At 63.7% G+C, this 24,829-nt stretch carries 24 protein-coding genes; 22 read left to right on the top strand and 2 right to left on the bottom strand.

Annotated features, from left to right (window positions below; all coding sequences use genetic code 11):
• Positions 1-39 precede the first annotated feature (39 nt).
• The 8 genes from QU595_RS25050 (at position 40) to QU595_RS25015 (ending at position 5,650) form a co-directional block, all read left to right on the top strand.
• On the top strand, positions 40-828 hold the full coding sequence (locus QU595_RS25050) for a LuxR family transcriptional regulator (RefSeq protein ID WP_315927066.1): 789 nt from the start codon (positions 40-42) through the stop codon (positions 826-828).
• 347 nt (positions 829-1,175) lie between these two features.
• Positions 1,176-1,355, top strand: a complete 180-nt coding sequence (locus QU595_RS25045) for a hypothetical protein (protein ID WP_315927064.1) — start codon at positions 1,176-1,178, stop codon at positions 1,353-1,355.
• Between the two features lie 91 nt (positions 1,356-1,446).
• Positions 1,447-1,713, top strand: coding sequence for a hypothetical protein (locus tag QU595_RS25040; protein ID WP_315927062.1), 267 nt, complete (start codon positions 1,447-1,449; stop codon positions 1,711-1,713).
• Between the two features lie 60 nt (positions 1,714-1,773).
• Positions 1,774-2,781 (top strand): MDR/zinc-dependent alcohol dehydrogenase-like family protein, encoded by a 1,008-nt coding sequence (locus QU595_RS25035; RefSeq protein ID WP_315927060.1) that lies wholly within the window; start codon positions 1,774-1,776, stop codon positions 2,779-2,781.
• Entirely contained in the window at positions 2,778-3,854 is a 1,077-nt protein-coding gene (locus QU595_RS25030; protein WP_315927058.1) for a Gfo/Idh/MocA family oxidoreductase, read from the top strand. The genes QU595_RS25035 and QU595_RS25030 overlap by 4 nt, the downstream gene beginning before the upstream one ends.
• A gap of 106 nt (positions 3,855-3,960) precedes the next feature.
• Complete coding sequence (locus QU595_RS25025; protein WP_315927056.1) at positions 3,961-4,275, top strand: hypothetical protein; 315 nt, start codon at positions 3,961-3,963, stop codon at positions 4,273-4,275.
• A 201-nt stretch (positions 4,276-4,476) separates the two neighbouring features.
• On the top strand, positions 4,477-5,301 hold the full coding sequence (locus QU595_RS25020; RefSeq protein WP_315927054.1) for a DUF1236 domain-containing protein: 825 nt from the start codon (positions 4,477-4,479) through the stop codon (positions 5,299-5,301).
• Between the two features lie 109 nt (positions 5,302-5,410).
• On the top strand, positions 5,411-5,650 hold the full coding sequence (locus tag QU595_RS25015) for a hypothetical protein (protein WP_315927052.1): 240 nt from the start codon (positions 5,411-5,413) through the stop codon (positions 5,648-5,650).
• 57 nt (positions 5,651-5,707) lie between these two features.
• Here QU595_RS25015 and QU595_RS25010 read toward each other — a convergent pair whose 3' ends face one another.
• Positions 5,708-7,084: a UDP-glucose/GDP-mannose dehydrogenase family protein gene (locus QU595_RS25010; RefSeq protein WP_315927050.1), complete on the bottom strand. Its 1,377-nt coding sequence runs from the start codon at positions 7,082-7,084 to the stop codon at positions 5,708-5,710.
• 147 nt (positions 7,085-7,231) lie between these two features.
• On the opposite strand from QU595_RS25010, the gene QU595_RS25005 reads away from it, so the two are divergent.
• The 7 genes from QU595_RS25005 (at position 7,232) to QU595_RS24975 (ending at position 14,891) form a co-directional block, all read left to right on the top strand.
• A complete protein-coding gene (locus tag QU595_RS25005; protein WP_315927048.1) occupies positions 7,232-8,338 on the top strand; it encodes an NAD-dependent epimerase/dehydratase family protein in 1,107 nt (368 codons plus the stop codon).
• Positions 8,335-9,399 carry an NAD-dependent epimerase/dehydratase family protein gene (locus tag QU595_RS25000; RefSeq protein WP_315927046.1) on the top strand — a complete coding sequence of 355 codons (1,065 nt, stop codon included), beginning with the start codon at positions 8,335-8,337 and terminating at the stop codon, positions 9,397-9,399. The genes QU595_RS25005 and QU595_RS25000 overlap by 4 nt, the downstream gene beginning before the upstream one ends.
• A 79-nt stretch (positions 9,400-9,478) precedes the next feature.
• A complete protein-coding gene (locus QU595_RS24995; RefSeq protein WP_315927044.1) occupies positions 9,479-10,543 on the top strand; it encodes a glycosyltransferase family 4 protein in 1,065 nt (354 codons plus the stop codon).
• Complete coding sequence (locus tag QU595_RS24990) at positions 10,543-11,673, top strand: glycosyltransferase (RefSeq protein WP_315927042.1); 1,131 nt, start codon at positions 10,543-10,545, stop codon at positions 11,671-11,673. Before QU595_RS24995 ends, QU595_RS24990 begins: the two co-directional genes overlap by 1 nt.
• Positions 11,670-12,764, top strand: a complete 1,095-nt coding sequence (locus tag QU595_RS24985) for a glycosyltransferase (protein ID WP_315927040.1) — start codon at positions 11,670-11,672, stop codon at positions 12,762-12,764. Before QU595_RS24990 ends, QU595_RS24985 begins: the two co-directional genes overlap by 4 nt.
• On the top strand, positions 12,761-13,855 hold the full coding sequence (locus tag QU595_RS24980; protein WP_315927038.1) for a glycosyltransferase: 1,095 nt from the start codon (positions 12,761-12,763) through the stop codon (positions 13,853-13,855). The genes QU595_RS24985 and QU595_RS24980 overlap by 4 nt, the downstream gene beginning before the upstream one ends.
• A gap of 19 nt (positions 13,856-13,874) precedes the next feature.
• Complete coding sequence (locus tag QU595_RS24975) at positions 13,875-14,891, top strand: UDP-glucuronic acid decarboxylase family protein (protein WP_315927036.1); 1,017 nt, start codon at positions 13,875-13,877, stop codon at positions 14,889-14,891.
• A gap of 11 nt (positions 14,892-14,902) precedes the next feature.
• On the opposite strand, the gene QU595_RS24970 is transcribed toward QU595_RS24975, so the two are convergent.
• Complete coding sequence (locus QU595_RS24970; protein ID WP_315927034.1) at positions 14,903-16,585, bottom strand: hypothetical protein; 1,683 nt, start codon at positions 16,583-16,585, stop codon at positions 14,903-14,905.
• Between the two features lie 144 nt (positions 16,586-16,729).
• Between QU595_RS24970 and QU595_RS24965 the strand changes: the two genes are divergently transcribed.
• The 7 genes from QU595_RS24965 (at position 16,730) to QU595_RS24935 (ending at position 24,770) form a co-directional block, all read left to right on the top strand.
• Positions 16,730-17,839, top strand: a complete 1,110-nt coding sequence (locus QU595_RS24965; RefSeq protein ID WP_315927032.1) for an inositol-3-phosphate synthase — start codon at positions 16,730-16,732, stop codon at positions 17,837-17,839.
• Positions 17,836-18,432 (top strand): histidine phosphatase family protein, encoded by a 597-nt coding sequence (locus QU595_RS24960; RefSeq protein ID WP_315927030.1) that lies wholly within the window; start codon positions 17,836-17,838, stop codon positions 18,430-18,432. Before QU595_RS24965 ends, QU595_RS24960 begins: the two co-directional genes overlap by 4 nt.
• 72 nt (positions 18,433-18,504) lie before the next feature.
• Positions 18,505-19,254, top strand: coding sequence for a TIGR04290 family methyltransferase (locus QU595_RS24955; RefSeq protein ID WP_315927029.1), 750 nt, complete (start codon positions 18,505-18,507; stop codon positions 19,252-19,254).
• Positions 19,251-20,174 carry a glycosyl hydrolase gene (locus QU595_RS24950; RefSeq protein ID WP_315927027.1) on the top strand — a complete coding sequence of 308 codons (924 nt, stop codon included), beginning with the start codon at positions 19,251-19,253 and terminating at the stop codon, positions 20,172-20,174. Before QU595_RS24955 ends, QU595_RS24950 begins: the two co-directional genes overlap by 4 nt.
• Positions 20,175-20,199: 25 nt before the next feature.
• Positions 20,200-21,273, top strand: coding sequence for a polysaccharide pyruvyl transferase family protein (locus QU595_RS24945; protein ID WP_315927025.1), 1,074 nt, complete (start codon positions 20,200-20,202; stop codon positions 21,271-21,273).
• Positions 21,273-22,679 carry a Coenzyme F420 hydrogenase/dehydrogenase, beta subunit C-terminal domain gene (locus QU595_RS24940; RefSeq protein ID WP_315927023.1) on the top strand — a complete coding sequence of 469 codons (1,407 nt, stop codon included), beginning with the start codon at positions 21,273-21,275 and terminating at the stop codon, positions 22,677-22,679. Before QU595_RS24945 ends, QU595_RS24940 begins: the two co-directional genes overlap by 1 nt.
• Positions 22,680-23,012: 333 nt before the next feature.
• Positions 23,013-24,770 (top strand): thiamine pyrophosphate-dependent enzyme, encoded by a 1,758-nt coding sequence (locus tag QU595_RS24935; RefSeq protein ID WP_315927021.1) that lies wholly within the window; start codon positions 23,013-23,015, stop codon positions 24,768-24,770.
• Positions 24,771-24,829: the final 59 nt, after the last annotated feature.

Here is a 24,829-nt window from a genome sequence, read left to right as displayed (position 1 = left end):
ACACAATGACGGGGCGGGATGGATCACCGAGAAGAAACCATGCGCACAGGCAGGATCTGGGACTCTTTGGCGCGAGCGATCGCCGCCACCGGCACGGCCGAGCATGTCGACCGGCTGATCGACCTGATCGGCGCCGACGTCCCGCACGACCTCGTCACGGTCACCCGCTATTCGGCCACCCGGATGCCGGAATTCGTCAAGCACCGGCGTTTCTCCGACGAGATGGTGCGGCGTTACCTCGAAAACTACTATGTCTTCGATCCCTTCTATGCCTGCTGGCGGCGCGAGCAGCGCCTCGGCATCGTGCCGCTGAGGACGTTGGCCGACGACGAGGTCAAGCGCGGCCAGTACATCGCCGAATTCCTCGCCCAGTCGCGGATCTGCGACGAGGTCGGCATATTGCTGGCCGACGGCGGCGACTGGTGCCTCGGCATCTTTCTGGACCGGACCGAAAAGCCGTTCCGGGATTCCGAGCTGGCATTGCTCACGGAGAGGCTCCCGGTCTTCGCCTCCCTGCACGCGCTGGACATCAGGGCCAAGGAGCCGGACTTCTCCCGCACTTCAGCGCCAGCCGCCCTGGGGGCGCTGCCGCGCCGCGAGCCGGCTCTGCCCGAAGGTCTTTGGCCCGAACTCAGCGCGCGCGAGCGCGAACTGGTCCAGCTCATTCTGGCCGGCCATCCGACGAAGACCATCGCCCAGCGGCTCGGCATCACCGTGGGAACGGCCAAGAACCACCGCCGCCGCATCTACGAGAAACTCGACATTACCACGGAGCGGGAGCTGTTCCTTCAATTCCTTCAATATCAGCCGGCGGAGATCGATAACTGACAGGCCGGAAGAATGCAGAGACCTATGGTCGCCCAGGATGGGAACACGGTGAAAAACCAGCCGTCTTCCCTTTCAAATCCTCGATAGACCGCGACGTACCCGTATACGCAGGTGCTTACCTATGGACCGGGCAGAAGGACGGGCCACATTCGCAACTGTGCGAGCATCTTCGCCGAGCAATTGGCCCATCGTCCATGGCGAGGCCGGAGGCTGAAACAAAGTCGAGTTCCGGCAGTTAGTAGTTTCGATCTACGCCAAAGTCGGGCCGATAAATCAGTCACAGGTCGTGAGGTTGAAGGCGTGCCCGCCGCCACAAGTCGTCGGGATTTCGGCCGCAGGAGAATTCCATGGGCATCGACAGGAGAAGACTGGAAAACCACTCCCAGGAGAGGACGAAAGAATACCTGCGTCGCGCTTCCGTGACCTATCTCGAATGCTGCGTGAGCCTGATGCTCACCCATCTTCCGCGCGAGGAAGTCGTGGAGATCCTGGAACAGGAAGCACATCTGGTGCGCGAATTCGACTGATCTCGATGCGCCCGGTGGCCTCGCCGGGCGCCGCGGCCAAGGAACAATCGGCTTCATCCATTGTTACAGCGAAAATCACATGGAGGTCGCAATGAGCGAAGCGATCACAACCACCGATCACGACGAAATTCGCCGCTGGGCCGAGGATCGAGGCGGAAAGCCTGCGCGCGTGAAGACCTCGGGGCCAGGCGGCATATTAAGGATCGATTTCGGCGAGCCGGAAGACGAATTGGAGGAAATCGGCTGGGACCGGTTCTTCCAGATATTCGACCGTAACGGTCTCGCTTTTCTCTATCAGAAGAAAACCTCGAGCGGCGGCGAAAGCCGTTTCAACAAATTCGTGGAGCGTGACGCCTAGGTCGCGGATGCCCGGATCGCGATCCAATCCCTCCGATAGCAACCACGGAAAGAGCTTTTTATGGATATGCCGGCCGCGCAAAGCGGACAAGGCAAGGCAACCGGAAAGACGATGCAGGCTGCCGTCGTCGTCGCTCCCCATACGGTCGAGATGGTCGAGGTTCCCGTCCCGCAACCGGGCCCGGGCCAGGTGCGGGTCCGCCTTGAAGGCTGCGGCGTTTGCGCGTCGAACGTCACGCCTTGGGAAGGGCCGGACTGGATGAGCTTCCCGACGGCTCCCGGTGCGCTTGGCCATGAGGGCTGGGGCGTGGTCGATGCCGTCGGTCCGGAGGTGACGTCGGTGAAGGCCGGCGACCGCGTGGCCACCCTCTTCACCAATAGTTTCGCCCAATACGACGTCGGCGACGCCGATTCGGTGGTCAGACTGCCGTCGTCGCTGTCGGGATCGCCCTTTCCGGGCGAACCGCTTGGATGCGCCATGAACATACTGCGCCGCAGCGACATCAAGGCGGGCCAGCGGGTCGCAATCATCGGCATCGGATTTCTGGGCGCCCTTCTGACAAGGCTGGCGACGCAGGCGGGCGCGCAGGTCATCGCCGTCTCGCGACGCCGTGCCTCCCTTGACCTCGCCCGCGAGATGGGAGCGGCAGAAACCATTGTGATGGACGATCACGCCGCAATAATCGAGCGCACCCGAACGATCACTGGCGGTGCCTTTTGCCAGCGCGTCATCGAAGCTACCGGCAAGCAGTGGCCGCTCGACTTGGGCGGCGAACTCGTTTGCGAAGGTGGCCGCCTGGTCATCGCCGGCTACCATCAGGACGGACCGAGACAGGTCGACATGCAACAGTGGAACTGGAAAGGCATCGACGTGGTCAACGCGCATGAGCGCGACCGCACCATATGTGTAGGAGGCGTGGAGGAAGCCGTGCAGGCGTGCCTGGCCGGGCTTCTTTCTCCCGAACGTCTCTACACCCATCGCTTCGCGCTGCCGGACCTCGGCTCGGCCATCGAAGCGACCCGCGACCACCCGCCTGGCTTCGTCAAGGCGCTGGTGATGATGCAATGATGCAGAACGGACCGGGCGCGAAGAAACTTCGTTTGGCCTTCCTGGGAGTCGGCTGGATCGGCCGCAATCGCATGCAGGCCGTGCTTGCCCAGCCGGGCAACGAGGCTTGCGCCGTGTGCGACCCTTCCGCGGAAATGATCGATGCCGCACTTGCGGTCGCACCCGATGCGGTCAGGGCAGGCTCGCTGGAGGAGCTTCTGGGCACGAGGCCTGACGGCGTTTTGATCGCCACGCCGAGCGCGCTCCATGCCGAACAGGCCATCCGGGCTCTCGACAGCGGCGTCGCCGTCTTCTGCCAGAAGCCGCTGGGGATCAATGGAACGGAAGTCGCCGCTGTGGTCGAGGCGGCACGGCGCAACGACCGCCTCCTTGGCGCCGATTTCTCCTATCGCCACACCGAAGCGATGCAGCTTGTGCGCCGGCTGATCCGCGAAGGGTCGATCGGCCGCGTCTATGCCGCCGATCTGACCTTCCACAACGCCTATGGGCCGGACAAGTCCTGGTTCTACGACGCCGCCTTGTCCGGCGGCGGGTGCGTGATGGATCTCGGCGTCCATCTGGTAGATCTGCTGTTATGGACGCTCGGTTCCCCTGCACTGGGTGCGGTCCGCGCCGAACTGTTCGCACGCGGTCGCCGCTTGCACGGTCGCGCCGATCAGGTTGAGGACTACGCCCAGGCAACGCTCGAGTTCGAGACAGATCAGGTGGCGCGCCTCACCTGCTCCTGGCATCTTCATGCCGGCCGCGACGCCGTCATCGGCGCAACCTTCTTCGGAACCGAAGGAGCGTTGGCCTTTTCGAATGTCGCCGGCTCGTTCTACGACTTCAGGGCGGAGCTCCGTCGCGGCACCAGCCGCGAAGTCCTCGTCTCGCCCCCCGATGCATGGGGCGGTCGCGCCGCTGGGGAATGGGCACATCGGCTGGCCTCAGACCCGGGCTTCAACGCCGATGCGCAAGATTTTACGAGAGTGGCCGACATTCTGGACCGCATCTACGAAAATAATTGCGCGCAGAGTGACGTCGAATCGGCTTTTGGACACCCCGGTCAATCGAACGACATTGCATTTCGCTAGGTGCTCGGTGGAGCAGGACCGTCGGCGCTGAGAGTGACGGGCTGCAAATTCCAAGGAACCGTCGAGCCGAAGCTCAGTTCTGTCTGCAACAAGGAGTGCGTGCACGATGGCCGACAAACCGGTTCTGACCGACCACGATGCGATTCGAGACTGGGCGGCGGCCCGAATGGGAATTCCCGCCGTCGTCGACGTATCCCCCCAGGCCGGTGTTCAACCCGAACTTCTTATCGTTTTCGATCAGGCGGCCTACCAGGATCAGGACAGGCCCGAGCGGCCCCCAAACTCAGGTGGCATCGAACTGGTCGAATGGGACGAGTGGTTCAGGATGTTCGATGACGCTGACCTGGCGCTCGTGGTGCAGCCGGAGCAACCGGGTGTCCTCGACAACAGCCATGAGTTCATAAAGCGCGACGAGCGCTGAACATCGAAACAGTACCTGCCGGGCTGAACGAATGACCGCAAGGTGCGCCCTTCAAAATAGGGTTTGCGGGGCGCCGGGCGGTGCGGACTCGGCTCGGCCTCCAAGGATCTGCCTTCATGTCGGCTGGCCTACCTGCCATGAGCCACGGCGGGAACAAAATGGGGAACGGCTTGTTCGGATCACGAACTTAAGGAGGTTCCCATGAGACGAATTCTAGTTGCAAGTACAATTGCGTTGAGCCTCGGCATTGGCGCCGGTGCGGCTTTTGCGCAGAGCGGCACGACGCAGGACGTGCAGGGCGGCACGCAAGGCGGGGCCAGTTCGAACTGCCCGTCGGGCGACCAGAGTTGTGCCTCTTCGGGCAAACAACGGTCCACCGGTTCTGAAACCAAGGGCGGCGCGGCTACCAAGCAGCAGGCCGAACCCACCATGAAGACTGATCGGAATGCCCAGGGGACAAACGGCATGAAGTCGCAGTCCGGGCAGAATGGTCAAAACCAGGCCAATGAGCCGACCAAACAGAACACTCAGGGCACGCAGAGCACCCAGAGCAAGTCCGGAACGACGAAGCAGGAGAGCACGCAAAGCAATTCCGGCACCAACGAGACCCAAAGTTCCGGCACCAAGCAGACCCAGAAGGTGCAGGGACAGTCGGGCACGAGCACGCAGGGCGAATCCGCAACCGGGCAGACCAAATCCAGCACGACCAATGAACAGAATATGCAAAGCCAGGGTACGTCCAAAAACCAGACCACAGTCGGATCGACCGCCAATGTCACGGTCGAACAGCGCACCGAGATTCGCAACGTCATCAAGGAAGAGAAGATCAAGCCGGTAAGTCGCACCGACATACAGATCTCGGTTGGAACCGAGGTCCCGAAGAAGATCCGTCTGCACAGGCTGCCGGCGCGCATCGTCAAGATCGTGCCCGAATACAAAGCTTACGAATATTTCGTGATGGAGGACGGTACCATCGTGATCGTCGATCCGGACACGTTGAAGATCGTGGCTGTTCTCAACGCGTGATGCGGCATCGACAGAGAGGCACCAAGCGCCATTTGGCTTAATGCGCTGATCAACCGCTGCTCGGCCCTCACGGACCGAGCAGGCAGTTTGACTGCGGAAGGAGACGGCCATGATGTGGCAACGCGGTTTTTGGCCGATCTTCTTTGCGGCAGTCATCGTTGTCCTTGTGGTGATCGGCTTCTACGCGTCATTGTTCAGCGGACAGCCGCTCGCCATCGCGATGCTGGCATGGGCTTTCGGTGCGAGCTTTGCGCTGGCTGCGATAGGCACGAGGCTGGCTTTGCTTCCTACCTCGGAAGAAAAGCCTCGGCGAAATTCGAAATCCCATCTTGCTCCCAAACGGCGATAGCAGCCTGGGCCCACCACGAAAAAGATGCTGCTGCTTTGAAATTCTTTGCCCTGAGGCTCAGTTGGGCGAGCGGAAGCGGCGGTTCGCGCAGCGAATTCCGGCGGCGTGCGCCATCTTCTTTTCTCTCTTGGGGATCGGCGCCCTGCCCAGGCTGACGTAACGGAAGCCATGCCTCATCGCCTCCTGCGGCTCCAGCAGGTTGCGGCAATCGAAGATCCTGCGTCCGCGCATGGCGGCCGCGAGTTGACCGAAGTTCAGTAAGCGGAAAATCTCCCATTCGGTGAGAATGAGGAGCAGGTCCGCGCCGCTGGCAGCAACGTAGGGATCGTCGTCCCAGACCACGGATGGCAGCAACCTTGCCGCATTGTGCCGAGCCCAGGGATCACAGGCCCTGACGGCGACGCCGGACTGCTGCAGTGCCGGCACGATGTGGAGCGCCGCCGCTTCACGAACATCATCGGTATTGGCCTTGAACGCGGCGCCGAAGACGGCAACCGTCGGATCGGAAATCCCGGCCAGTTCCTCCAGCACACGCCGGGCGATACGCTGCTTGCGGAGATCGTTTCTGGCGATAAGGGTTTCGATGAGCGGTTGCGGAACATTGTAGGAGCGGCCCGTCCGCGCAAAGGCCTCCGTGTCTTTTGGGAAGCAGGAACCTCCATAACCGGGGCCGGGCATCAGGAAACTCGAGCCGATGCGGCTGTCGAGACCTATCCCCTTTGCCACCGCGCCTATGTCGCCGTCCATGCTCTCGCAGAGATCGGCGACATCGTTGATGAAGCCGATCTTCAGCGCAAGAAAGGCGTTGGCCGCATACTTGATCAGCTCCGCGTTCGCCGTCCCCGTTTCGAGCAGCGGCACCCCCTTTTCGAGAATTGGCCGATAAAGCTCGACAAGCCGCTCGCCGGCATCGCGGTCGTCGGCGCCGATGACGATGCGGTCGGGACAAAGGAAATCCGATACGGCCGTGCCTTCTCGCAGGAACTCCGGATTCGATGTGACCCAGAAATCGAGCGCGCCACGTTCCTCCGCAATGATCTCGCGGACTTCGCGAGCCGTGCCGACGACAACCGTTGACTTCAGGGTGACCACGGTCTTCGGAGACATGACCGGCGCGATCGAGCGCGCCGCCTGACGGACGAAGGAAAGGTCCGCTTCCCCGTCGGCGCCCTTGGGCGTGCCGACCGCGATCAGAAGAAGGTCGCGTCGCGCAGCCGCCATCGCCAGATCGTCCGAAAACCGCAAGCGTCCGCGCGCGATGTTTTCAGCGGCGAGCTCGTCCAGCCCGTCTTCCTTGAACGGCAGTACGCCCGTGTTCAGGCGGCCGATCCGATCACGGTCGATGTCCGCGCAGATCACCTCATGGCCGAGTTGCGATAGGCATACACCTGTCGTCAGTCCGACATAGCCGGCTCCAACTACAGTCACCCGCATGGTTTTTCCCTTCGGTTTCGTCGGCGCCTAACCGGTGAAGCGAAGCTATGTTCCTCTGCGTGGCTCCTGGCGAGATCGGGATCGGCGAAGGAACAAACCTTTGGCCTGCTTGTTCGGCAAACCGGACACCACCCGAGGGAAAACACTGTGAAGCACATTCTGATAACCGGCGGCGGCGGGTTCATCGGTCGTCATGTCGTGGCAGAACTGTTGGATCGGAACTTCGAGGTGCGCATCCTCGACGCACTTATCGAACAGGTCCACGGCGCAGGCGACGTCGAGCTCCCGGCGGGAGCTGATCTCCTGAAAGGCGATATCCGCGATCCTGAAGCGGTTGCGAAAGCCTTGCAGGGCATCGACGCCGTCGTGCACCTCGCCGCCGAGGTCGGTGTCGGCCAGTCGATGTACGAGATCGCCCGCTATGTCGGCGCCAACGATCTGGGCACCGCCGTCCTGCTGGAATGCCTTTTGAAGAACCCGGTCGAGCGGATCGTCGTCGCATCTTCAATGAGCGTCTATGGCGAAGGCTCCTATGCCGCCCCAGACGGGCGGGGCGTCGACGACGCACGTCGCGATCCCGAGCGGCTGAAGGCAGGACAGTGGGATCCATTGACGCCCGAAGGCGAGGCGCTCTCGCCGATCGCCACCGACGAACAAAAGCGTGTCGATCTGGCGTCCATATACGCTTTGACCAAATACGCCCAGGAACGTGCCGTCATGATCTTCGGCGAGGCCTACGGCGTCGATACCGTCGCCCTGCGGCTGTTCAACGTATTCGGGCCCGGGCAGGCCTTGTCGAACCCCTATACCGGCGTGCTCGCCAACTTCGCCTCTCGTCTGGTCAACGGCAAACGACCTATGGTTTTCGAAGACGGCCGGCAGCGCAGGGACTTCGTCCATGTGCGCGACGTGGCCGGTGCCTTCCGGCTGGCTCTCGAACAGCCGCAGGCAAAAGGCCATGTGATCAACATCGGCAGCGGGCGAAGCTATGCCATCGCCGAGGTGGCAGGGCTGCTCGCCGAGGCCATGGGCATTCCGGATCGCGCGCCGGAGATTCTCGGCAAGGCGCGAACCGGAGATATCCGGAATTGTTTCGCCGATATCGGTAGGGCCCGGGAGCTGCTTGGCTATCAGGCAAGCCGTCCGCTGGAGCAATCGCTTCATGAGATCGTGGCATGGGTTCGCGGAGCAGTCTCCGTCGACCGCGGCGCTGAAATGAGACAGCAGCTCGAAGCCAGAGGACTGGTCTCATGAGGCGCCAGGGCAAAGGTGGAGCAATCGTCGTCATCGGCGGCTGCGGTTTCATCGGCTCGAATCTCGCCGACCGACTGCTGGCTGACGGGGAAAACGTCACGGTCGTCGACAATCTCAGCCGGCGGGGCGTCGAACGCAATCTGGCCTGGCTGCGGGAGCGCCATGGCCGGCGGTTGAGAGCGGACATCATCGATGTTCGCGATTCACATGCCCTGCGGCCCATTCTGTCCGACGCAAAGGCCGTATTCCATTTCGCGGCCCAGACGGCGGTGACCACCAGCCTGGCTGATCCGGTTGAGGATTTCGAGGTCAATGCACGAGGCACGCTGAACGTGCTGGAAGCGGTTCGCGCGGCGGGCGGCGACATCCCGGTCATCTTCGCCAGCACCAACAAGGTCTATGGCGCGCTGGCGGATCTCGAAACCAGCCATGCCGAGGGCCGCTATTGGCCGCTCGACGGGACCATCCGCAGCCATGGCATCAACGAGACCCGTCCGCTGGATTTCAGCACGCCCTATGGCTGCTCGAAGGGCGTGGCCGACCAATATGTGCTCGACTACGCCAAATCCTACGGGCTGCGCACCGCGGTGCTGCGGATGAGCTGCATCTACGGGCCACGCCAGTTCGGCACCGAGGACCAGGGCTGGGTTGCCCATTTCCTCATCCAGGCTCTCGCCGAACGTCCGATCACCATCTATGGCGACGGCAGGCAGGTCCGTGACATCCTGCATGTATCGGACGCGGTCCATGCCTATCGTGCCGTGCTGGCGGATATCGACCGGCTACGGGGCCAGGCTTTCAATCTGGGCGGCGGGCCATCGAACGCGGTCAGCCTCAATCTCGTTCTCGACCTGATCGCCGAGCTTGCCGACCGCCGGCCGCAGGTCCATCGCGCAGAGCCACGTCCCGGCGATCAGCGTTATTTCGTAGCCGACACCACCCGTCTGCGCGATGCCGTCGGATGGCAAGCTCAAATCGGCTGGCGGAGCGGGATCGAAGATCTCGCTCGATGGCTGGCCGATTCTGCTCCCCGGGGCCTGCCAGAAAGATTCGTGGCATGAGCCTTCCGCCCACATGGACATCCGGTGACGGGGGGCAGCCATGCTCCAGCGCTTGAGAACAGGTCCGCAGCGAATATTGATGACCGTGGACGCGGTCGGCGGCGTCTGGCAGTACGCCATGGCCTTGGCCGAGCAACTGTCGCGTTCGGGCGAAGCGATCGTGCTTGCCGGGCTGGGCCCTCCGCCCAGCGCCGAGCAAAAGGCCGAAGCCGAAGCCTTCGCCACTCTCGTCTGGCTGAAAACACCCCCCGATTGGATGGCAAGAACCGAAGCGGAGCTGGCCGGCCTGCGCCGCGAGATTGCCGAGTTGCTGCGCGACCATGCCATTGATCTGGCGCATCTCAACGAGCCCGGCCAAGCCGTGGGCCTCGACCTCCCCTGCCCCGTCGTGGCGGTGTCCCACTCTTGCATCGGCACCTGGTTCCGGGCCGTCCGCAACGAACCGCCGCCACCTGAATGGACCTGGCATTTCGAACGGACACGCACGGGCCTTGAGCAAGCCGATCTGGTTGTCGCTCCCAGCGCGAGCCATGCTGCGGCTCTGGACGCGTGCTATCAGCTTCGTCGCACCGCCATCGTCGTGCACAACGCTGTCAAGCCGCCGACCCATGCAGCACAGCGCAAAGACACCGTTTTCGCGGCGGGCCGCTGGTGGGACGACGGCAAGAACGCACGGGTTCTGGACCGGGCGTCAACCCTGGCTTCGTGGCCGATCATTGCCGCCGGGCCCGGGAATGGTCCGAACGGCACCGGTTTCGTGTTCCGGTCGGCAAACGGACTTGGACCGGTCTCTCATGCGGAAATCCGCGAGCGGATGGCGTGCTGCGGGATCTTCGTCTCCCCTTCCCTCTATGAACCGTTCGGACTGGCCGCGCTCGAAGCGGCGACAGCAGGAACGCCACTGGTGCTGGCCGATATTCCCACCTATCGCGAACTATGGTCCGGCGCCGCGGCCTTTTTCCCGCCCGGTGATGCCCAAGCGCTGGCGCAGACATTAAACTGCCTGATCGAGGATGCGCCGCTGCGCCACGCGCTGGGTGCGGCAGCCCTGCGCCGATCTCTTTCCTTCACCCTTGCGCGGCAAGCCACGGCCATGCGCGCCGCATATGAACGAGCAACCTCCGTCCATGCCGGGAGATGCTGATGCGCTTCCTGTTCTACACGCATTCCCTCGTCTCGGACTGGAACCACGGCAACGCCCATTTCGTGCGAGGCGTGATGCGCGAACTCGTCGCCCGGGGGCACAAGGTGGCGGCGCTGGAACCGGCGGACGGGTGGAGCAGGACAAATCTTCTCAAGGAACAAGGGCAGCAGGCGACGCGCCGCTTCTCCACGGATTTTCCCGAACTGAAATCCATTTCCTATGACGCCGATTTCGACCATGAGAGCCTTCTTTTCCAAGCCGATATTGTCGTCGTCCATGAATGGACGGATCCCGCGCTCGTCCGGCGGCTCGGTCTGGCGCGGCGCGGAGGGGGCCGGTTCACGCTTTTATTTCACGACACCCATCATCGCGCTGTCTCGGAAACCGCGGCGATATCGGCGCTGGCGCTGGATGATTATGACGCCGTGCTGGCATTCGGCGAAACCCTGCGCGAGCGCTATCTGCGAGCGGGATGGGGAAAGAATGTCTACACCTGGCACGAGGCGGCCGATGTACGGTTGTTCCGGCCACGCACCAGAATCGCCAGAACGGCCGACCTGATTTGGATCGGCAATTGGGGCGATGACGAGCGCTCGGACGAAATCGACGAATATCTGATCCGGCCGGTGAAGCGCCTCGCGCTGAATGCGAGCGTTCACGGCGTACGCTACCCGACGGCTGCCCTTTCCGCGCTGGCCGACGCAGGGATCGACTATCGCGGCTGGCTGCCGAATGCGGACGTGCCCACCGCCTTTGCCCGCCACCGGGCAACCGTCCACATTCCTCGGCGGCCCTATGTGGAGAGCCTACCCGGCATCCCGACCATCCGCATGTTCGAAGCGCTGGCTTGCGGCATACCGCTCGTCTCCGCGCCCTGGCACGACGACGAAGGATTGTTCCGCACCGGCATCGATTATCTGCGCGCGCGCAGCGGAGAGGAGATGGCCCAGCTATTGCGCATGATCCTGAACGACGGGGATCTGGCTCAGGCGCTCGCCGCGAACGGACTTGAAACCATTGCCGGGCGCCACACATGCGGCCACCGCGTCGACGAGTTGTTCGACATCCTGTCGCGGTGCGGGACAGTGGGCGTCGTCTGTCAAATGAAGCAGAAGGAAGCCGCCGCATGAAGATGGCCTTCTATGGATCGAGCCTGCTTTCCTCCTATTGGAACGGCGCCGCCACCTACTATCGCGGGCTTCTCAAGGCGCTTGCACGGCGCGGCTACGAAATCACCTTCTATGAACCTGACGTCTACGATCGGCAGAAGCATCGCGACATCGACGTGCCGGACTGGTGTTCGGTCGTCGTCTATGAACCGACACCGCAGGCGCTGATGCAAGTGACGGCGCAGGCAGCCGAAGCCGACATCGCCATCAAGGCCAGCGGCGTGGGTTACGAAGACGAGGCGCTCCTGCTGGAAATGCTGCGCCATGCGCGTCCCGGTGCATTGACGGTGTTCTGGGATGTCGATGCGCCTGCCACCCTCGCCCGGCTACGCGCCGAACCCGACCATCCGCTGCATCGGTGCCTGCGGCGGATCGATCTCGTTCTTACCTACGGAGGCGGCGAGCCGGTCGTCTGTGCCTACCAGTCACTGGGCGCCCGGCACTGCGTGCCGATCTACAACGCGCTCGATCCCGAAACGCATCATCCCGTCCAACCGGCAAATCGTTTCGAGTGCGATCTCGCTTTTCTCGGTAACCGGCTGCCGGATCGTGAAAGGCGGGTGGAGACGTTCTTCCTTGGACCCGCCGGACAGATGCCGGCAAGGGCTTTTCTTCTCGGCGGAGCCGGCTGGGCGGACAGGCCGGTGCCGCCGAACGTCCGTTGGATCGGCCATGTCGGCACGCGCGACCACAATGCCTTCAACACAACCCCCAAGGCCGTGCTCAACATCAGCCGCGAGAGCATGGCCAGCAACGGCTTTTCTCCCGCCACCCGCATCTTCGAGGCCGCCGGCGCCGGAGGCTGTCTGATCAGCGACGCCTGGGCAGGGATCGAGCTTTTCCTGAAACCGGGCGCGGAAATCCTTGTCGCGCGCGACGGCCGGGATGTCGTCGATGTCCTCGAAGGGCTTTCCACCGAGCGGGCACGCCGGATCGGCACAGCCGCGCTTGCGCGGGTTCTGTCGGAACACACCTATGAACAACGGGCGAAGCTGGCCGACGAGACTTTCCGCCGCCTTGCGCACCGGTCGACAGTGGAGGCGGCTGAATGACCGCGCGATCGCTCGACATACTCATTCTCGGACTTTCACTGTCCTCGTCGTGGGGCAACGGTCACGCAACCACCTTTCGTGCGCTGATGCGGGGCTTGCACGGACTGGGCCATCGGCTGACCTTCCTGGAGCGCGACGTGCCCTGGTACGCCCGGCATCGCGACCTCAAGGAGCCTGGCTTCTGCGACCTGATCTTTTACGACAAGGTGCAGGACCTCGACACGGTTCATGCCGACAGGATCAGGCGCGCCGACGTGGTCATCGTCGGCTCCTTCGTGCCCGACGGCGTAGCCGTCATCGCTACGGTGGCGACGCTTTCGACCGGCCTGTTCTGCTTCTACGACATCGACACCCCGGTCACCCTTGCGAAGCTGTCATGCGGTGCCGACGAATACATCGCCCGGCGGCAACTTCGCCTGTTCGACGTGTATTTCTCTTTCACCGGCGGCCCGACGCTGAAGCGCCTGCAGGACGAATTTCATGCCCGTCGCGCCGAGCCGCTCTATTGCTCGGTCGACGAGACCCGCTATGCGCCGACCGGGGAAGCGCCTTGTTGGGATCTCGGTTATCTCGGCACCTACAGCCCGGACCGCCAGCCCGCGCTGGAGCGGCTTCTGATAGAGGTCGCGCAACGACTGCCGGAACGCCGCTTCGTCGTTGCAGGCGCGCAGTACCCGGCGACGATCCGCTGGCCTGAAAACATCGAGCGCATGGACCATCTGCCTCCGTCGCAGCACGCATCTTTCTACAGCCGGCAGCGGTTCACCCTGAACCTCACGCGCGCCGACATGGTCGCGGCCGGCTGGTCCCCCAGCGTCAGGCTGTTCGAGGCCGCCGCCTGCGGCTGCCCTGCGATCAGCGATCCATGGCGCGGCCTCGAAGACTTCTTCACGCCGGGCGAGGCGATCCAACTGGCCACGACCGCCGAGGACGTCTGCGCGATCCTGACCGAAACCGGCGAGCCGCGGCGGCAAGAAATCACGAACCGCGCACGCCGCCTGGTATTGGACAGACATACCGGAACGGCTCGGGCGCGCGAATTTCTGCATTGCCTGTCACGTGTCGATGTCGCCGGCCCATGCGCGGCGTAGCAATAGCAAGGGAAAGAGAATGGCCCGTCCCGGAAAACCAAGGACTGCAATGGTCGCCGGCGGCGCCGGCTTCCTGGGTTCCCATTTGTGCGAGATGCTGCTCGACCGCGGGAACCATGTGCTGTGCGTCGACAGCTTCATCACCGGCAACGAAGACAATCTTTATCCGGTGAAAGATCATCCCCGCTTTTCGCTGCTCAAACATGACGTATGCGAGCCCATCCGGCCTGACCGGCCGATCGATCGCATCCATAATCTCGCCTGCGCCGCCTCGCCTCCGCACTATCAGGCCGATCCGGTCCACACCATGCGGACCTGCGTCCTGGGCACCCTCAACCTTCTCGAACTGGCCGAACGCTGCGGAGCCCGCTTCCTCCAGGCCTCGACCAGCGAAGTCTATGGCGATCCGGATCTGCATCCGCAGGAGGAAGCCTATACGGGCAGCGTAAATTGCACCGGGCCTCGCGCCTGCTATGACGAAGGCAAGCGCGCCGCAGAGGCGATGTGCTTCGATTTCCTCCGAAGCGGCCGCGCCGACATACGCGTGGCGCGCATCTTCAATACTTACGGGCCGAGGATGCACCCGCATGACGGCCGGGTCGTCTCCAACCTGATCGTCCAGGCGCTGAAAGGCGAACCGCTGACGATCTACGGCGACGGCTCGCAGACCCGATCCTTCTGCTACGTCGCCGACCTGATCGACGGGCTTTGCCGGCTGATGGAAGTTGATCCGCCGCCGAGCGGCCCCGTCAACCTCGGCAATCCCGATGAATTCACGGTGCTGGAGCTGGCCGAGCTGATCCTGGACATGACCGGATCGTCGTCGAAAATCCGTTTCATGCCGCTGCCGGTCGATGATCCGCGCCGCCGCCGACCCGACATCGGCCGCGCCCGAAATCTCCTGCATTGGCAGCCCAAGACCCCGCTGCGGCAAGGGCTCGCCATGACCGTGCGCCATTTCCGGCGCTCGCTTCCCGACGTGAAGAATGCCGGCCCTGAAAGAAGAGACCTCGCCACTTCATTGGGGTTGCCGTGAGTACGGCCGTTTCAAAGCGGCGCTTCGCGCAAGGCCTGCGATAATTTTCGCGCGTAGCGTTCGGCAACCCCCGCATTGCCCGGCCCGGCCCCCTCTGCTGTGGTCCACATGCCGAGCTGGAAGGCGAGGTAGCAGGGCAGCAGCATCGAGGTCAGTTCGCGCTCCACTTCGATGCCTTCACGCTTCAGCAACTCGCCCAGCAAGACAATTTCATCCGCCTGGAGATCGTGCTCGGCAATGCCGTCCGCCAGATCCCATGCGATGTCCTGGCAGCCGACAAGATCATGGGCACAGCAATGGTCGACGGCATCGAGCTTGAGGAAGCCGTCATTCGTGACCAGCCATTCCCAGGCATGCAACCGGTTGTCCGTGCGCACTCGGTGAATGCGGCCGCTGAGCGTTTCAAGATCCGCCAGCCGCATTTCCATCTGCCGCGCCGCCTCGGCGCCCAGGGCCTCGCGACTGTTTTCGATCGCCATATGCCGAAGCTCGCCGAGCGAAGCGCCAGGACCGGCCATGCCGAACCGCCTCACCCTGAAGGCCAGATAGGCGGCAAGCCGCTTCAGAAATTCGCCGCGATCATATCGGCATGCCGTCATCGGGATGCCATCTGCCCATTTCTGCACGAGAAAGCCGTAGCAAAGCGCCACCGTTTGCGGACCGAAGCAGGCATCGGCCAGAGCCTGAGCGTCCAAGAGCTTCAGTCTGCCGCTTTGCCCGACACCCGCGAATTTCACCAGCCAACGGCCGGCGCGGGTATCGGCGATGAACCTGCTTCTGGCGAAGCGCGCATCCTGCGGGATCGATGGAGCGATGGAGTGCTGTCGCAGCGGACGAGTGAGCGGGCCGATCCGGCCGGCCAGCCATTGCTGCAGTCCGCCGCTTGCGCCAAGTACCGCGTCCGACGAAGCGGGATGCCGTGCGCATCGTTGCCAGATACGGCGTGTATCCGGGCTCGCCATGGCGCCCGGTTCGCTGTCATGGCTCGGGAAAAAATGGATGCGATTCATGCCGACGCCCTGCGCGACAAGCCATTTCGCGACGCTTGCGAAGGAGCTGCCGGAAAGTCCCGGGCCTTCATCGACGACGGCGAAATCGCCGAGCCGGTCCGCCTCGGCGAGAAGGTCGGGAGCAGCCCGGATCTCGCGGTCGAAAGGGTGCCCGACAGGGCGCACGCTGAATGGGACCCGCGCGCCAAGGGCGCAAGCGACGAGCGCCGCCAGGCTGACGCCCACGCTCCTGATGCCGATGACACAGGTATCGGGCCCGAGCCCCGACGAGCGCGCCGCCGCCAGATAGCTTTCCGGATACAGTCCATAATGGGCGTAACCTTCGCCTGTCCGGGTCCGGACGAAGCCGGCCGTCGCGAGGCCGTTCAGCCGCCGCACCAGATGGCCGGTGTCGGGATCGGCCGTGAAGCCGCTTTGCCATGAACGGTCTATGGCTGCGGCCATGGCGGCCAGCACCGCCGCCCCCGCCTCCTGTGCCTTAGATTGGGCGTCGCATCCCCTCTGCTCGAACTCGGCATCGGCGATGCCCTGAACCAGCTCGCCGGCGCGGACGAAGGCACTCACCAGGGCGGCGTGCCGGTCTATGCCCGGCGACATGCGGCCAACTTCTCCCAGCGCCTGCGCGACCGAGGCCGAGACACTGGAGGCCGGTTCGCACCGTATATGGTCGCCGTAGACAATCATGATCGCCGTTTCGCTGGCAGACGGGTCGACCCGAACGGGCGGAGGTCGGGTTTGATCCCTCGCGCCGCGCTAAAATCCCCTCGAAAGGAACATTCCTTCGGTTCGCCGGTTCGGCCCGACACTCCCCGAAACAAGGTGCACGGCATGGCGACGGCACGAAGAAAGATACGCATCGGCATTGTAGGCGTCGGCAACTGCGCCTCGTCGCTGGTGCAGGGCATCACCTATTACAGCGGCGTCAAAGCGAACGAGCCGGTGCCCGGCCTGATGAATGTCGAGCTGGGCAGCTATCGGCCGGAAGACATCGAAATTGCTTCCGCCTTCGATGTGGCACGCAGCAAGGTCGGCAAGGACGTCGCGGAGGCGATCTTCGCACCGCCGAACAACACGGCGAAATTCGCCGAGGTCGGCCCGACCGGCGTCACGGTGCAACGGGGACCGACGCTGGACGGCATCGGCAAATATCTGCGCGGCCCGATAGAGGAATCGCCGGAGCCGGAAGTGGATGTCGCGGAGGTCCTGCGCGGCACCCGCACCGAGATCGTGGTGTCCTATCTTCCCGTCGGGTCGGACCGCGCCACCGCCTGGTATGCGGAACAGGCGCTTGCGGCGAACTGCGCCTTCGTCAACTGCATTCCCTCCTTCATCGCGTCGCGGCCGGAATGGCGCCGGCGCTTCGAGGAGGCCGGGCTGCCGATCATAGGCGACGACGTGAAAAGCCAGGTCGGTGCCACGATCATCCACCGCATGCTGACCAATCTCTTCCGCGAACGGGGCGTTCGAGTGGACCGCACCTATCAGCTCAACTTCGGTGGCAACACCGATTTCCTCAACATGTTGGAGCGCGAGAGACTGGAATCGAAGAAGATCTCGAAAACCCAGTCCGTCATGAGCCAGCTGGACATCCCCCTGGAGCCCGACAACGTGCATGTCGGCCCGAGCGATCACGTTCCCTGGCTGGCCGATCGCAAATGGGCCTATATCCGGCTCGAGGGCACCACCTTCGGCGGCGTGCCGCTCAACGCGGAGCTGAAGCTAGAGGTGTGGGATTCACCGAATTCGGCCGGGGTCGTCATCGACGCCATCCGCTGTGCGAAGCTGGGGCTCGACCGCGGCCTTGCAGGCGCGCTGGTGGGTCCGTCCAGCTATTTCATGAAGTCTCCGCCACGCCAGTTCACCGACGCCGAGGCGCGCCACCTCACCCAGGATTTCATCGCGGGCATCGAGCCCGAGACCCTGAAAGCGGCGGAATGACGACCACTTTCTTCCTGCTGCGGCACGCCGCCCATGACGATCTCGGCAGCTATCTCGCCGGCCGCAGCCGGGATGTGTTCCTCGGCCCCGCCGGACGCGCGCAGGCGGCCCGGCTGGGGAATCGGATGCGCAAGGAAAGCTTCGACGCCATTTTCTCCAGCCCGCGCAAACGGGCCTGGGAGACGGCGCAGGCGGTCTCCCGCGCGTGCGAGGTGCAGCCCGTCACCGCACATGAAGACCTGGACGAGATCGACTTCGGTTCTTGGTCCGGAAAGACATTCGTCGAACTCGACACCGATCCCGCATGGCGGCATTGGAACCGGGACCGCAACGTTGCTTCAACGCCCGCCGGCGAGAACATGGCCAATGTGGGCGGCAGAATCCGCGAATGCATGCAGGAACTCTCCAGCCTCTTTTCAGGCGGTGCGATCGTCCTGGTAAGCCACGCAGACGTGATCAAATGCGCGATCTGCCAGACACTGGGTCTGTCGCCGGACGGTTGCTTCCGGTTCGACATCGATCCCGCCTCGATCAGCGTCGTGGCGGCGGGCGACTGGGGCGCCAAAGTGCTGCGGCTCAACGAAAGTGCGTGACATGACGCGGCTTCATTACCCTTCAAGCGCAGTGGAACCTTGCTGCCGCGACTTCGACGGGACGTGCTTCTGATGAGTATGTCCCGCAATGCCGTGCAGCAGCGCATCAAGGAGCTCGGACCGTGGTTCCACAACATCGAGCTGGACGGCGTGCCCACGGCGCCCAACCATTTTCTCGGCAACTACCCTTATGTGAAATGGCGCAAGTTCGCGCATGCACTCCCCGCCGATCTGAGCGGCAAGACCGTGCTCGACATCGGCTGCAACGCCGGCTTCTACTCCATCGAAATGAAGCGCCGCGGCGCGGCGCGGGTGCTCGGCATCGACTTCGACGAGGCCTATCTGGCGCAGGCGCGCTTCGCCGCCGAAGTGGCGGACGTCGACATCGAATTGCGGAAGCTTTCCGTCTACGACGTGGGCGCTCTCGGCGAGCGCTTCGACATCGTCCTGTTCATGGGCGTGCTCTACCATCTGCGTCATCCGCTGCTCGCGCTCGACCTCATCCGCGAACATGTCGCCGGCGATCTGCTTGTCTTCCAGTCGATGCAGCGGGGCAGCGCCGACGTGATGCCGACCGAAGAAAACTATCATTTCTGGCGCGAGGACCTGTTCGACGAGCCGGCCTTCCCCAAGCTCCATTTCATCGAACACCGCTACGCGAACGACCCTACAAACTGGTGGATTCCCAATCGTGCCTGCGTGGAGGCCATGCTGCGCAGCGCAGGCTTCGAGATTACGGGCCATCCCGAAACGGAAGTCTACATCTGTCGTCCCGCCGGCAATTCCGGCGCCGTCTATCCTGCCAGGGAAAGCCCGCGATGATCGAAGCCGCAATGATCTGGAACGAGCCGAACAACAAGTCCCATTGGGACCCTGAACTCGACCCCGACTGGAGCCGTTATGCGGAGATGGCGACGCTGGCCGCGGATGCGATCGCGCGCGTGAATCCGCGATTGACGAAAGTGCTCGGCGGCATTTCGCCGGTCGACCCCGCGTTCATGAAGCGCATGAAGAGTTTCGGCGTCCTCGATCATGTCGATGCCGTCGCCGTCCATGGCTTTCCCCTGGACTGGAACCTCTGGCAGATCGACGAGTGGCCAGCCAGGCTGGCGGAGATCGGCGCCGTCACCGATCTGCCGATATGGGTGACCGAGGTGGGCGTTTCGACCTTCGGTGCCGAGCAGATCCAGGTCTGGGGGCTGAAGAGAACGGCCGAACTGCTGCTCGGGCAGGCACAGCGCGTGCAATGGTACAGCCTTTATGACCTGCCGATGGCCTGGGAAGCCACGACGAGGCATCGTGAGGCAGAGGGCTCATCCTATTATCGCCATTTCTACATGGGGCTGCTGCGCGAGGACGGCTCGCCCAAGCCGGCGCTCGAGGAATTCGCCCGGCTGACGCCGCAGATGGGGCTGGTGCAATGGTTCCATTTCGAGGATCCGCGCCTTGATGCCGCGGTTTCCTGGATGAAACGGCTGGGCGTCACCCGCCTGCGCACCGGTCTTTCCTGGGCCGACAGCTTCCGACCGGATGCACTGGGCTGGTTCGACCGGCAGATGGAAGCGCTCGCGGACTTCGACGTGACGCTGACGTTCTGCTTCACGCCCGAGCACAGGGGACTGATGCCGCACCACACCAGCCCGCCGCTCGTACCGGACGAGTTCGCCCGGTTTTGCGCCGACATGACGCTGCGCTATGCGCCAGCGGATGCGAGCGATATGGCGCGGCGTTCGGCGGCGTGAAGCCGGTGGTCCGAGGTGTCGAGACATGACGACCTCCTGGAAAATCGGAATCCTGACCTTTCACCGCTGCATCAACTACGGGTCGTACTGGCAGGCGCGCTGCCTGGTCGAAGGTCTTCGCGCCATGGGCCACGACGCCGTGCTGCTCGACCATGATTCCGCGTCCGTGAACCGGCTTGAATGGCGATGCGCGCTCGATCCGCAACGCCCGGCGAAAGCCCCCGCCGGGGACAGGGCCCGATATGCGAAAAAGACGCGCCGTTTCTTCGCTGCCCTGCAGGAGTTGCCACGATCCATCCAGTTCGAGCTCGAAGATCCGTGTTCGCTGGGGGATCTGGACATCATCGTCGTGGGCAGCGACGAGGTGTGGAATTTGTGCCACCCCTGGTACGGACGCCACGCCATCTTCTACGGTTCGGGCCTCAAGGCGGGCCGGCTGGTTTCCTACGCCGCAAGCTTCGGCAACCAGCGGTTCTCGGACGGTTTGCCGGCCCTTTGGGCGGATTCCCTTTCGAATTTCTTCCTGGTTTCCGTGCGCGACGACAACAGCGCAAGGCTCGTGCGCGACGCCACCGGACGCGAACCCGAACTGGTTCTGGATCCCTGCCTGCAGTTTCCGTCTCCGATCGAACGGATCGAGACGGCAACCGCCGGATGCCCTTATGCCGTCGTCTACGGCCATACTTTTCCCCGCTGGTTTGCCGACGCGGTGCGAAGCTGGGCCACCGCCACCGGCCATCGCCTTCTAAGCGTCGGCTATCGCAACGACTGGGCCGACGAGCAGCTCATCGCCGTCGGGCCTCGCCGCTTTGCGCAACTGGTGGCCGGCTCCGCGGCCGTGGCCACGAATTTCTTCCACGGCTGCATCTTCGCGCTGCTCAACGCCAAACCGTTCGTCTGTGTCTCGTCGCCCTATCGTGCCAACAAACTTGCCGGCCTGATGCAACTGGTCTCAGCCGAAAACCATCTCGTGGCCGAGGATGTCAAACCCGCTCTCATGCGCAGATTGCTGGAAGGCTTGCCCGAAGACGGCATCGCCGCCCGCATAGCCGAGTTACGCCAGCGATCTCATGACTTCCTCGAGAAAGCAGTGGCTTGATGGGAGACACCCCGCATCCGGACCAGGCGACCAGTCCGCGCGGGATCATGAGGGGCGGTCTTTGCATCGGCTGCGGCTGTTGCGTGGCGCAGAGCTCAGCGCCCGATGCGCGCATGATCTGGGACAAGCGTGGCCAACTCAAGCCGGCCGGCGGGGACTGGCTGGACGACTCGTCGCCGCGTTTCAACCGCACCTGTCCTTTTGCGCCCGGCGCGCGCGACGAAGATGCGCTGGCATCCGCCCTGTTTCCGGCGGCCGCATATGTCGATCCGGATATAGGCCGCTTCTCCAGAGCCTATATCGGCCACGTGTGCGAAGACGGTTTCCGCGCCCTGGGCAGTTCGGGCGGCATGGTGAGTTGGACGGCGAGCGAACTGCTTCGGCGCGGTCTTGTCGACGGCGTCGCCCATGTGATTGCCTCGCCCGATCCCCGCCGCGAAGGGCTGTTTTTCCGCTACACAATTTCCCGGACCATAGAAGAGGTTCGGGCCGGTGCCTGCTCGCGCTATTATCCGACCGAGCTGTCGTCCGTTCTGCGGACCATCCGCGCGAGGCCGGGCCGGTACGCGGTCGTCGGCGTGCCGTGCTTCGTCAAGGCAATCAATCTGCAGCGGGCGGAGGACGAGATGATGCGCGAGCGCATCGCCTATACGCTCGGCCTTTTCTGCGGCCACATGAAGAGCGCCCGGTTTGCCGACAGCCTGGCATTGCAGATGGGCGTCGATCCCGACGACGTGGTGAGGGTGGACTACCGCATCAAGGCGCCGGGACGGCCCGCGAGCTGGTATCGCGCGCGGCTCACCCTCGGCGACGGAAGCACCCGGGAAAAGGATTGGTGGCATCTTGCGGACGGAGACTGGGGCGCCGGCTTCTTCCAGAACTCCGCCTGCAACTTCTGCGACGACGTCGTGGCGGAGACCGCCGACATCTCCTTCGGCGACGCATGGGTCGAGCCCTATTCGTCGGATCCGCAAGGGACCAACGTCGTCGTGGTCCGCAATCCGGAACTGGAAGGCATCGTCCGCGACGCCATCGGCAGCCATCGCCTGGCTCTTCATGAAACGGACGCGCATTTCGTGCGCGAGACCCAGGCGGCAGGATTGCGGCAACGCCGCGAGGGCCTCGCCTACCGTCTCGAATGGCGGTCGCCCGCGCTTGCCCTGCGCAAACGCGTCTCGGACCGGCCGATAGCGCTCGGCCGCCGCCGCGCGCTGATCTACCGCACGCGCTATCGGATCTCGATGTGGAGCCATCGCATCTTCGCTTTTGCCCGACGCGCAAGGCTACCGGCCGTCTATGTGTGGTGGGCCGGAACAGCGCTTTCGCTCTATCAAGGGCTGGCCTATTCGCGCGGCGCGATAGGGCGGATTTGCGACACGCTGCTGAAAGGCGGATCGCGCCGCTAGGGTGGGCCATCGGCCCGCGACACGGATCGACATCGCAGGGAACAATCAATCCCAGCGCTGGTTCGGGCGGCGAGTTCATGAGGATGCCCGAGGTGCCGACGTCCCCCGCAACGAGAAACGGACTGCCTTGGCTCCCGGACGAGACGTGCAGCCTTCGCGAAATGGCTGCGGCCGGAAGAACTTCGGCGGAAGTGGCGCAACTGCTCGGGCGCACCGTAATCGGCGTGAAATCGAAGGCATTGTCGTTGGGTATCGTCCTGAAGCCGGCGCGCGCCGCGCAAAGCGCCCGTCCTCGTGCCCCAGGCACAAAGCACTGAACGGAAGGAACAGACGATGCCCAACGCAGCCGACATTCTCGTGGACACGTTGATCGCCTGGAAGGTGGACGTGGTGTTCGGGTTGCCGGGCGACGGCATCAACGGCGTCATGGAGGCGCTGCGCACGCGTCAGGACCGTATCCGCTTCATCCAGGTCAGGCACGAGGAGTCCGCCGCTTTCATGGCTACCGCCTATGCCAAGTGGACCGGCAGGCTCGGTGTCTGCCTCGCCACCTCGGGGCCGGGCGGCACGCATCTGCTCACTGGTCTCTACGATGCGAAACTGGACCAGGCGCCGGTTCTGGCCATCACCGGCATGCAGTTCCACGATCTCATCGAAACCTTCACGCAGCAGGATGTAGACCTGACGCGCGCCTTTTCCGACGTCGCGATCTTCAACGCCCAGGTTTCCGATGCCGCCCATATGGAGAACCTCGCCGGTCTGGCTTGCCGTTCGGCGCTGGCCAAGCGCGGCGTGGCGCATCTGTCCATCGCCAGCGACGTGCAGGAAGCGGATCTGTCGCAGGCCAGGCGCTCGAAGCGCAACAGGCCCGCGCACACGCCCGACGAATGGTTCGAAAGCAGCAAGCTCCCTGATCCGGCCCAGTTGGAGCGCGCGGCCAGGATCCTCAACGATGCGCCAAAAGTCGCCATTCTAGCAGGACGCGGCGCGCTCGGGGCGCGCGAGGAACTCGAGCGGACGGCCGACCTGCTGGCCGCGCCCGTCGCCAAGGCCCTGTTGGGCAAAGCCGTGCTTCCGGACGATCACCCGCACACCACCGGCGGCATCGGCATTTTGGGAACTCAACCTTCGCAGAAGGCGCTCGCGGAATGCGATGCATTGCTGATCGTCGGTTCGACCTTTCCCTATATCGAATACTATCCGAAGCCCGGCCGCGCCCGTGGCGTGCAGGTCGATCTCAACGCGCAGCGGATCGGCCTTCGCTATCCGGTCGAGGCCGGTCTCGTCGGCGATGCCGCCGAGACGCTGCGGCTTCTGAACGAAAAGCTCGAGCGCAAGAGCGACCGCGGCTTCCTTGAAAAAGTCCGGCAGGACATGGCCCGCTGGCGCGGTATGATGGCGGAGGCGGAAGGCAAGACCGATATGCCGATGAAGCCGGAGGGCATCGTCGCCGCGTTCGGACGGCGCATGCCGGTAAATGCCGTTCTCACCACCGATTCCGGCCAGAATACTGAGATGGCAGCGCGCCACATCAGCATCGGGAAAGAACAGGCCTTCGGCGTTTCGGGAGCGCTGGCCTCCATGGCCTGCGGCCTGCCCTACGCCATAGCGGCCGGCATCGCCTTTCCGGGCCGGCCGATCTTCGCCGTCGTTGGCGACGGCGGGCTGGCCATGCAGCTGGGTGAATTCTCGACCGCCGTACGCTACGGCATCAATCTGAAGTTGCTCGTGCTCAAGAACAATATGCTCAACCAGATCGCCTGGGAGCAGATGATGTTTCTCGGCAATCCCCAGTTTGGCTGCGAGTTGCAGCCGATCGACTTCGCCATGGCGGCAGAGGCGATGGGCGGGGTGGGCTTTAGCGTCTCGCGGCCGGACCAGACCGAAGGCGTGCTGGAGCAGGCGCTATCGGCGCAAGGACCGGTGATCATCGAGGCGGTGGTGGATGCCTACGAACCGATGATGCCGCCGATCATGCCTTCCGATTACGCTAGGAATTTCCGCAAGGCCCTGCCGGAAACGCCCGGGCATGAGCAGATCGAAGAAAACGTCAGCCAGGAACCGCTACGGTCCATGCTGAACGAAGCATGACAGCGCAAGCACGGCAAGGAACGGCGACGCCGATGTGCAGGTATTTCCGTCCGATCCGT

This window comes from Mesorhizobium sp. SP-1A, from assembly GCF_032460275.1.
GTDB lineage: Bacteria > Pseudomonadota > Alphaproteobacteria > Rhizobiales > Rhizobiaceae > Mesorhizobium.
This window is presented reverse-complemented; position numbering and strand designations above follow the sequence as displayed.

Coding starts and splice junctions, on each gene's coding strand:
- QU595_RS24945 (WP_315927025.1), top strand. CDS start 20,200: ATGACGACCTCCTGGAAAATCGGAATCCTGACCTTTCACCGCTGCATC.
- QU595_RS25045 (WP_315927064.1), top strand. CDS start 1,176: ATGGGCATCGACAGGAGAAGACTGGAAAACCACTCCCAGGAGAGGACG.
- QU595_RS24985 (WP_315927040.1), top strand. CDS start 11,670: ATGAAGATGGCCTTCTATGGATCGAGCCTGCTTTCCTCCTATTGGAAC.
- QU595_RS25035 (WP_315927060.1), top strand. CDS start 1,774: ATGGATATGCCGGCCGCGCAAAGCGGACAAGGCAAGGCAACCGGAAAG.
- QU595_RS25025 (WP_315927056.1), top strand. CDS start 3,961: ATGGCCGACAAACCGGTTCTGACCGACCACGATGCGATTCGAGACTGG.
- QU595_RS24990 (WP_315927042.1), top strand. CDS start 10,543: ATGCGCTTCCTGTTCTACACGCATTCCCTCGTCTCGGACTGGAACCAC.
- QU595_RS25040 (WP_315927062.1), top strand. CDS start 1,447: ATGAGCGAAGCGATCACAACCACCGATCACGACGAAATTCGCCGCTGG.
- QU595_RS25020 (WP_315927054.1), top strand. CDS start 4,477: ATGAGACGAATTCTAGTTGCAAGTACAATTGCGTTGAGCCTCGGCATT.
- QU595_RS25000 (WP_315927046.1), top strand. CDS start 8,335: ATGAGGCGCCAGGGCAAAGGTGGAGCAATCGTCGTCATCGGCGGCTGC.
- QU595_RS24970 (WP_315927034.1), bottom strand. CDS start 16,585: ATGATTGTCTACGGCGACCATATACGGTGCGAACCGGCCTCCAGTGTC.
- QU595_RS25015 (WP_315927052.1), top strand. CDS start 5,411: ATGATGTGGCAACGCGGTTTTTGGCCGATCTTCTTTGCGGCAGTCATC.
- QU595_RS24935 (WP_315927021.1), top strand. CDS start 23,013: ATGCCCAACGCAGCCGACATTCTCGTGGACACGTTGATCGCCTGGAAG.
- QU595_RS24950 (WP_315927027.1), top strand. CDS start 19,251: ATGATCGAAGCCGCAATGATCTGGAACGAGCCGAACAACAAGTCCCAT.
- QU595_RS24965 (WP_315927032.1), top strand. CDS start 16,730: ATGGCGACGGCACGAAGAAAGATACGCATCGGCATTGTAGGCGTCGGC.
- QU595_RS24995 (WP_315927044.1), top strand. CDS start 9,479: ATGACCGTGGACGCGGTCGGCGGCGTCTGGCAGTACGCCATGGCCTTG.
- QU595_RS24980 (WP_315927038.1), top strand. CDS start 12,761: ATGACCGCGCGATCGCTCGACATACTCATTCTCGGACTTTCACTGTCC.
- QU595_RS24940 (WP_315927023.1), top strand. CDS start 21,273: ATGGGAGACACCCCGCATCCGGACCAGGCGACCAGTCCGCGCGGGATC.
- QU595_RS24960 (WP_315927030.1), top strand. CDS start 17,836: ATGACGACCACTTTCTTCCTGCTGCGGCACGCCGCCCATGACGATCTC.
- QU595_RS24975 (WP_315927036.1), top strand. CDS start 13,875: ATGGCCCGTCCCGGAAAACCAAGGACTGCAATGGTCGCCGGCGGCGCC.
- QU595_RS25030 (WP_315927058.1), top strand. CDS start 2,778: ATGATGCAGAACGGACCGGGCGCGAAGAAACTTCGTTTGGCCTTCCTG.
- QU595_RS25010 (WP_315927050.1), bottom strand. CDS start 7,084: ATGCGGGTGACTGTAGTTGGAGCCGGCTATGTCGGACTGACGACAGGT.
- QU595_RS25050 (WP_315927066.1), top strand. CDS start 40: ATGCGCACAGGCAGGATCTGGGACTCTTTGGCGCGAGCGATCGCCGCC.
- QU595_RS24955 (WP_315927029.1), top strand. CDS start 18,505: ATGAGTATGTCCCGCAATGCCGTGCAGCAGCGCATCAAGGAGCTCGGA.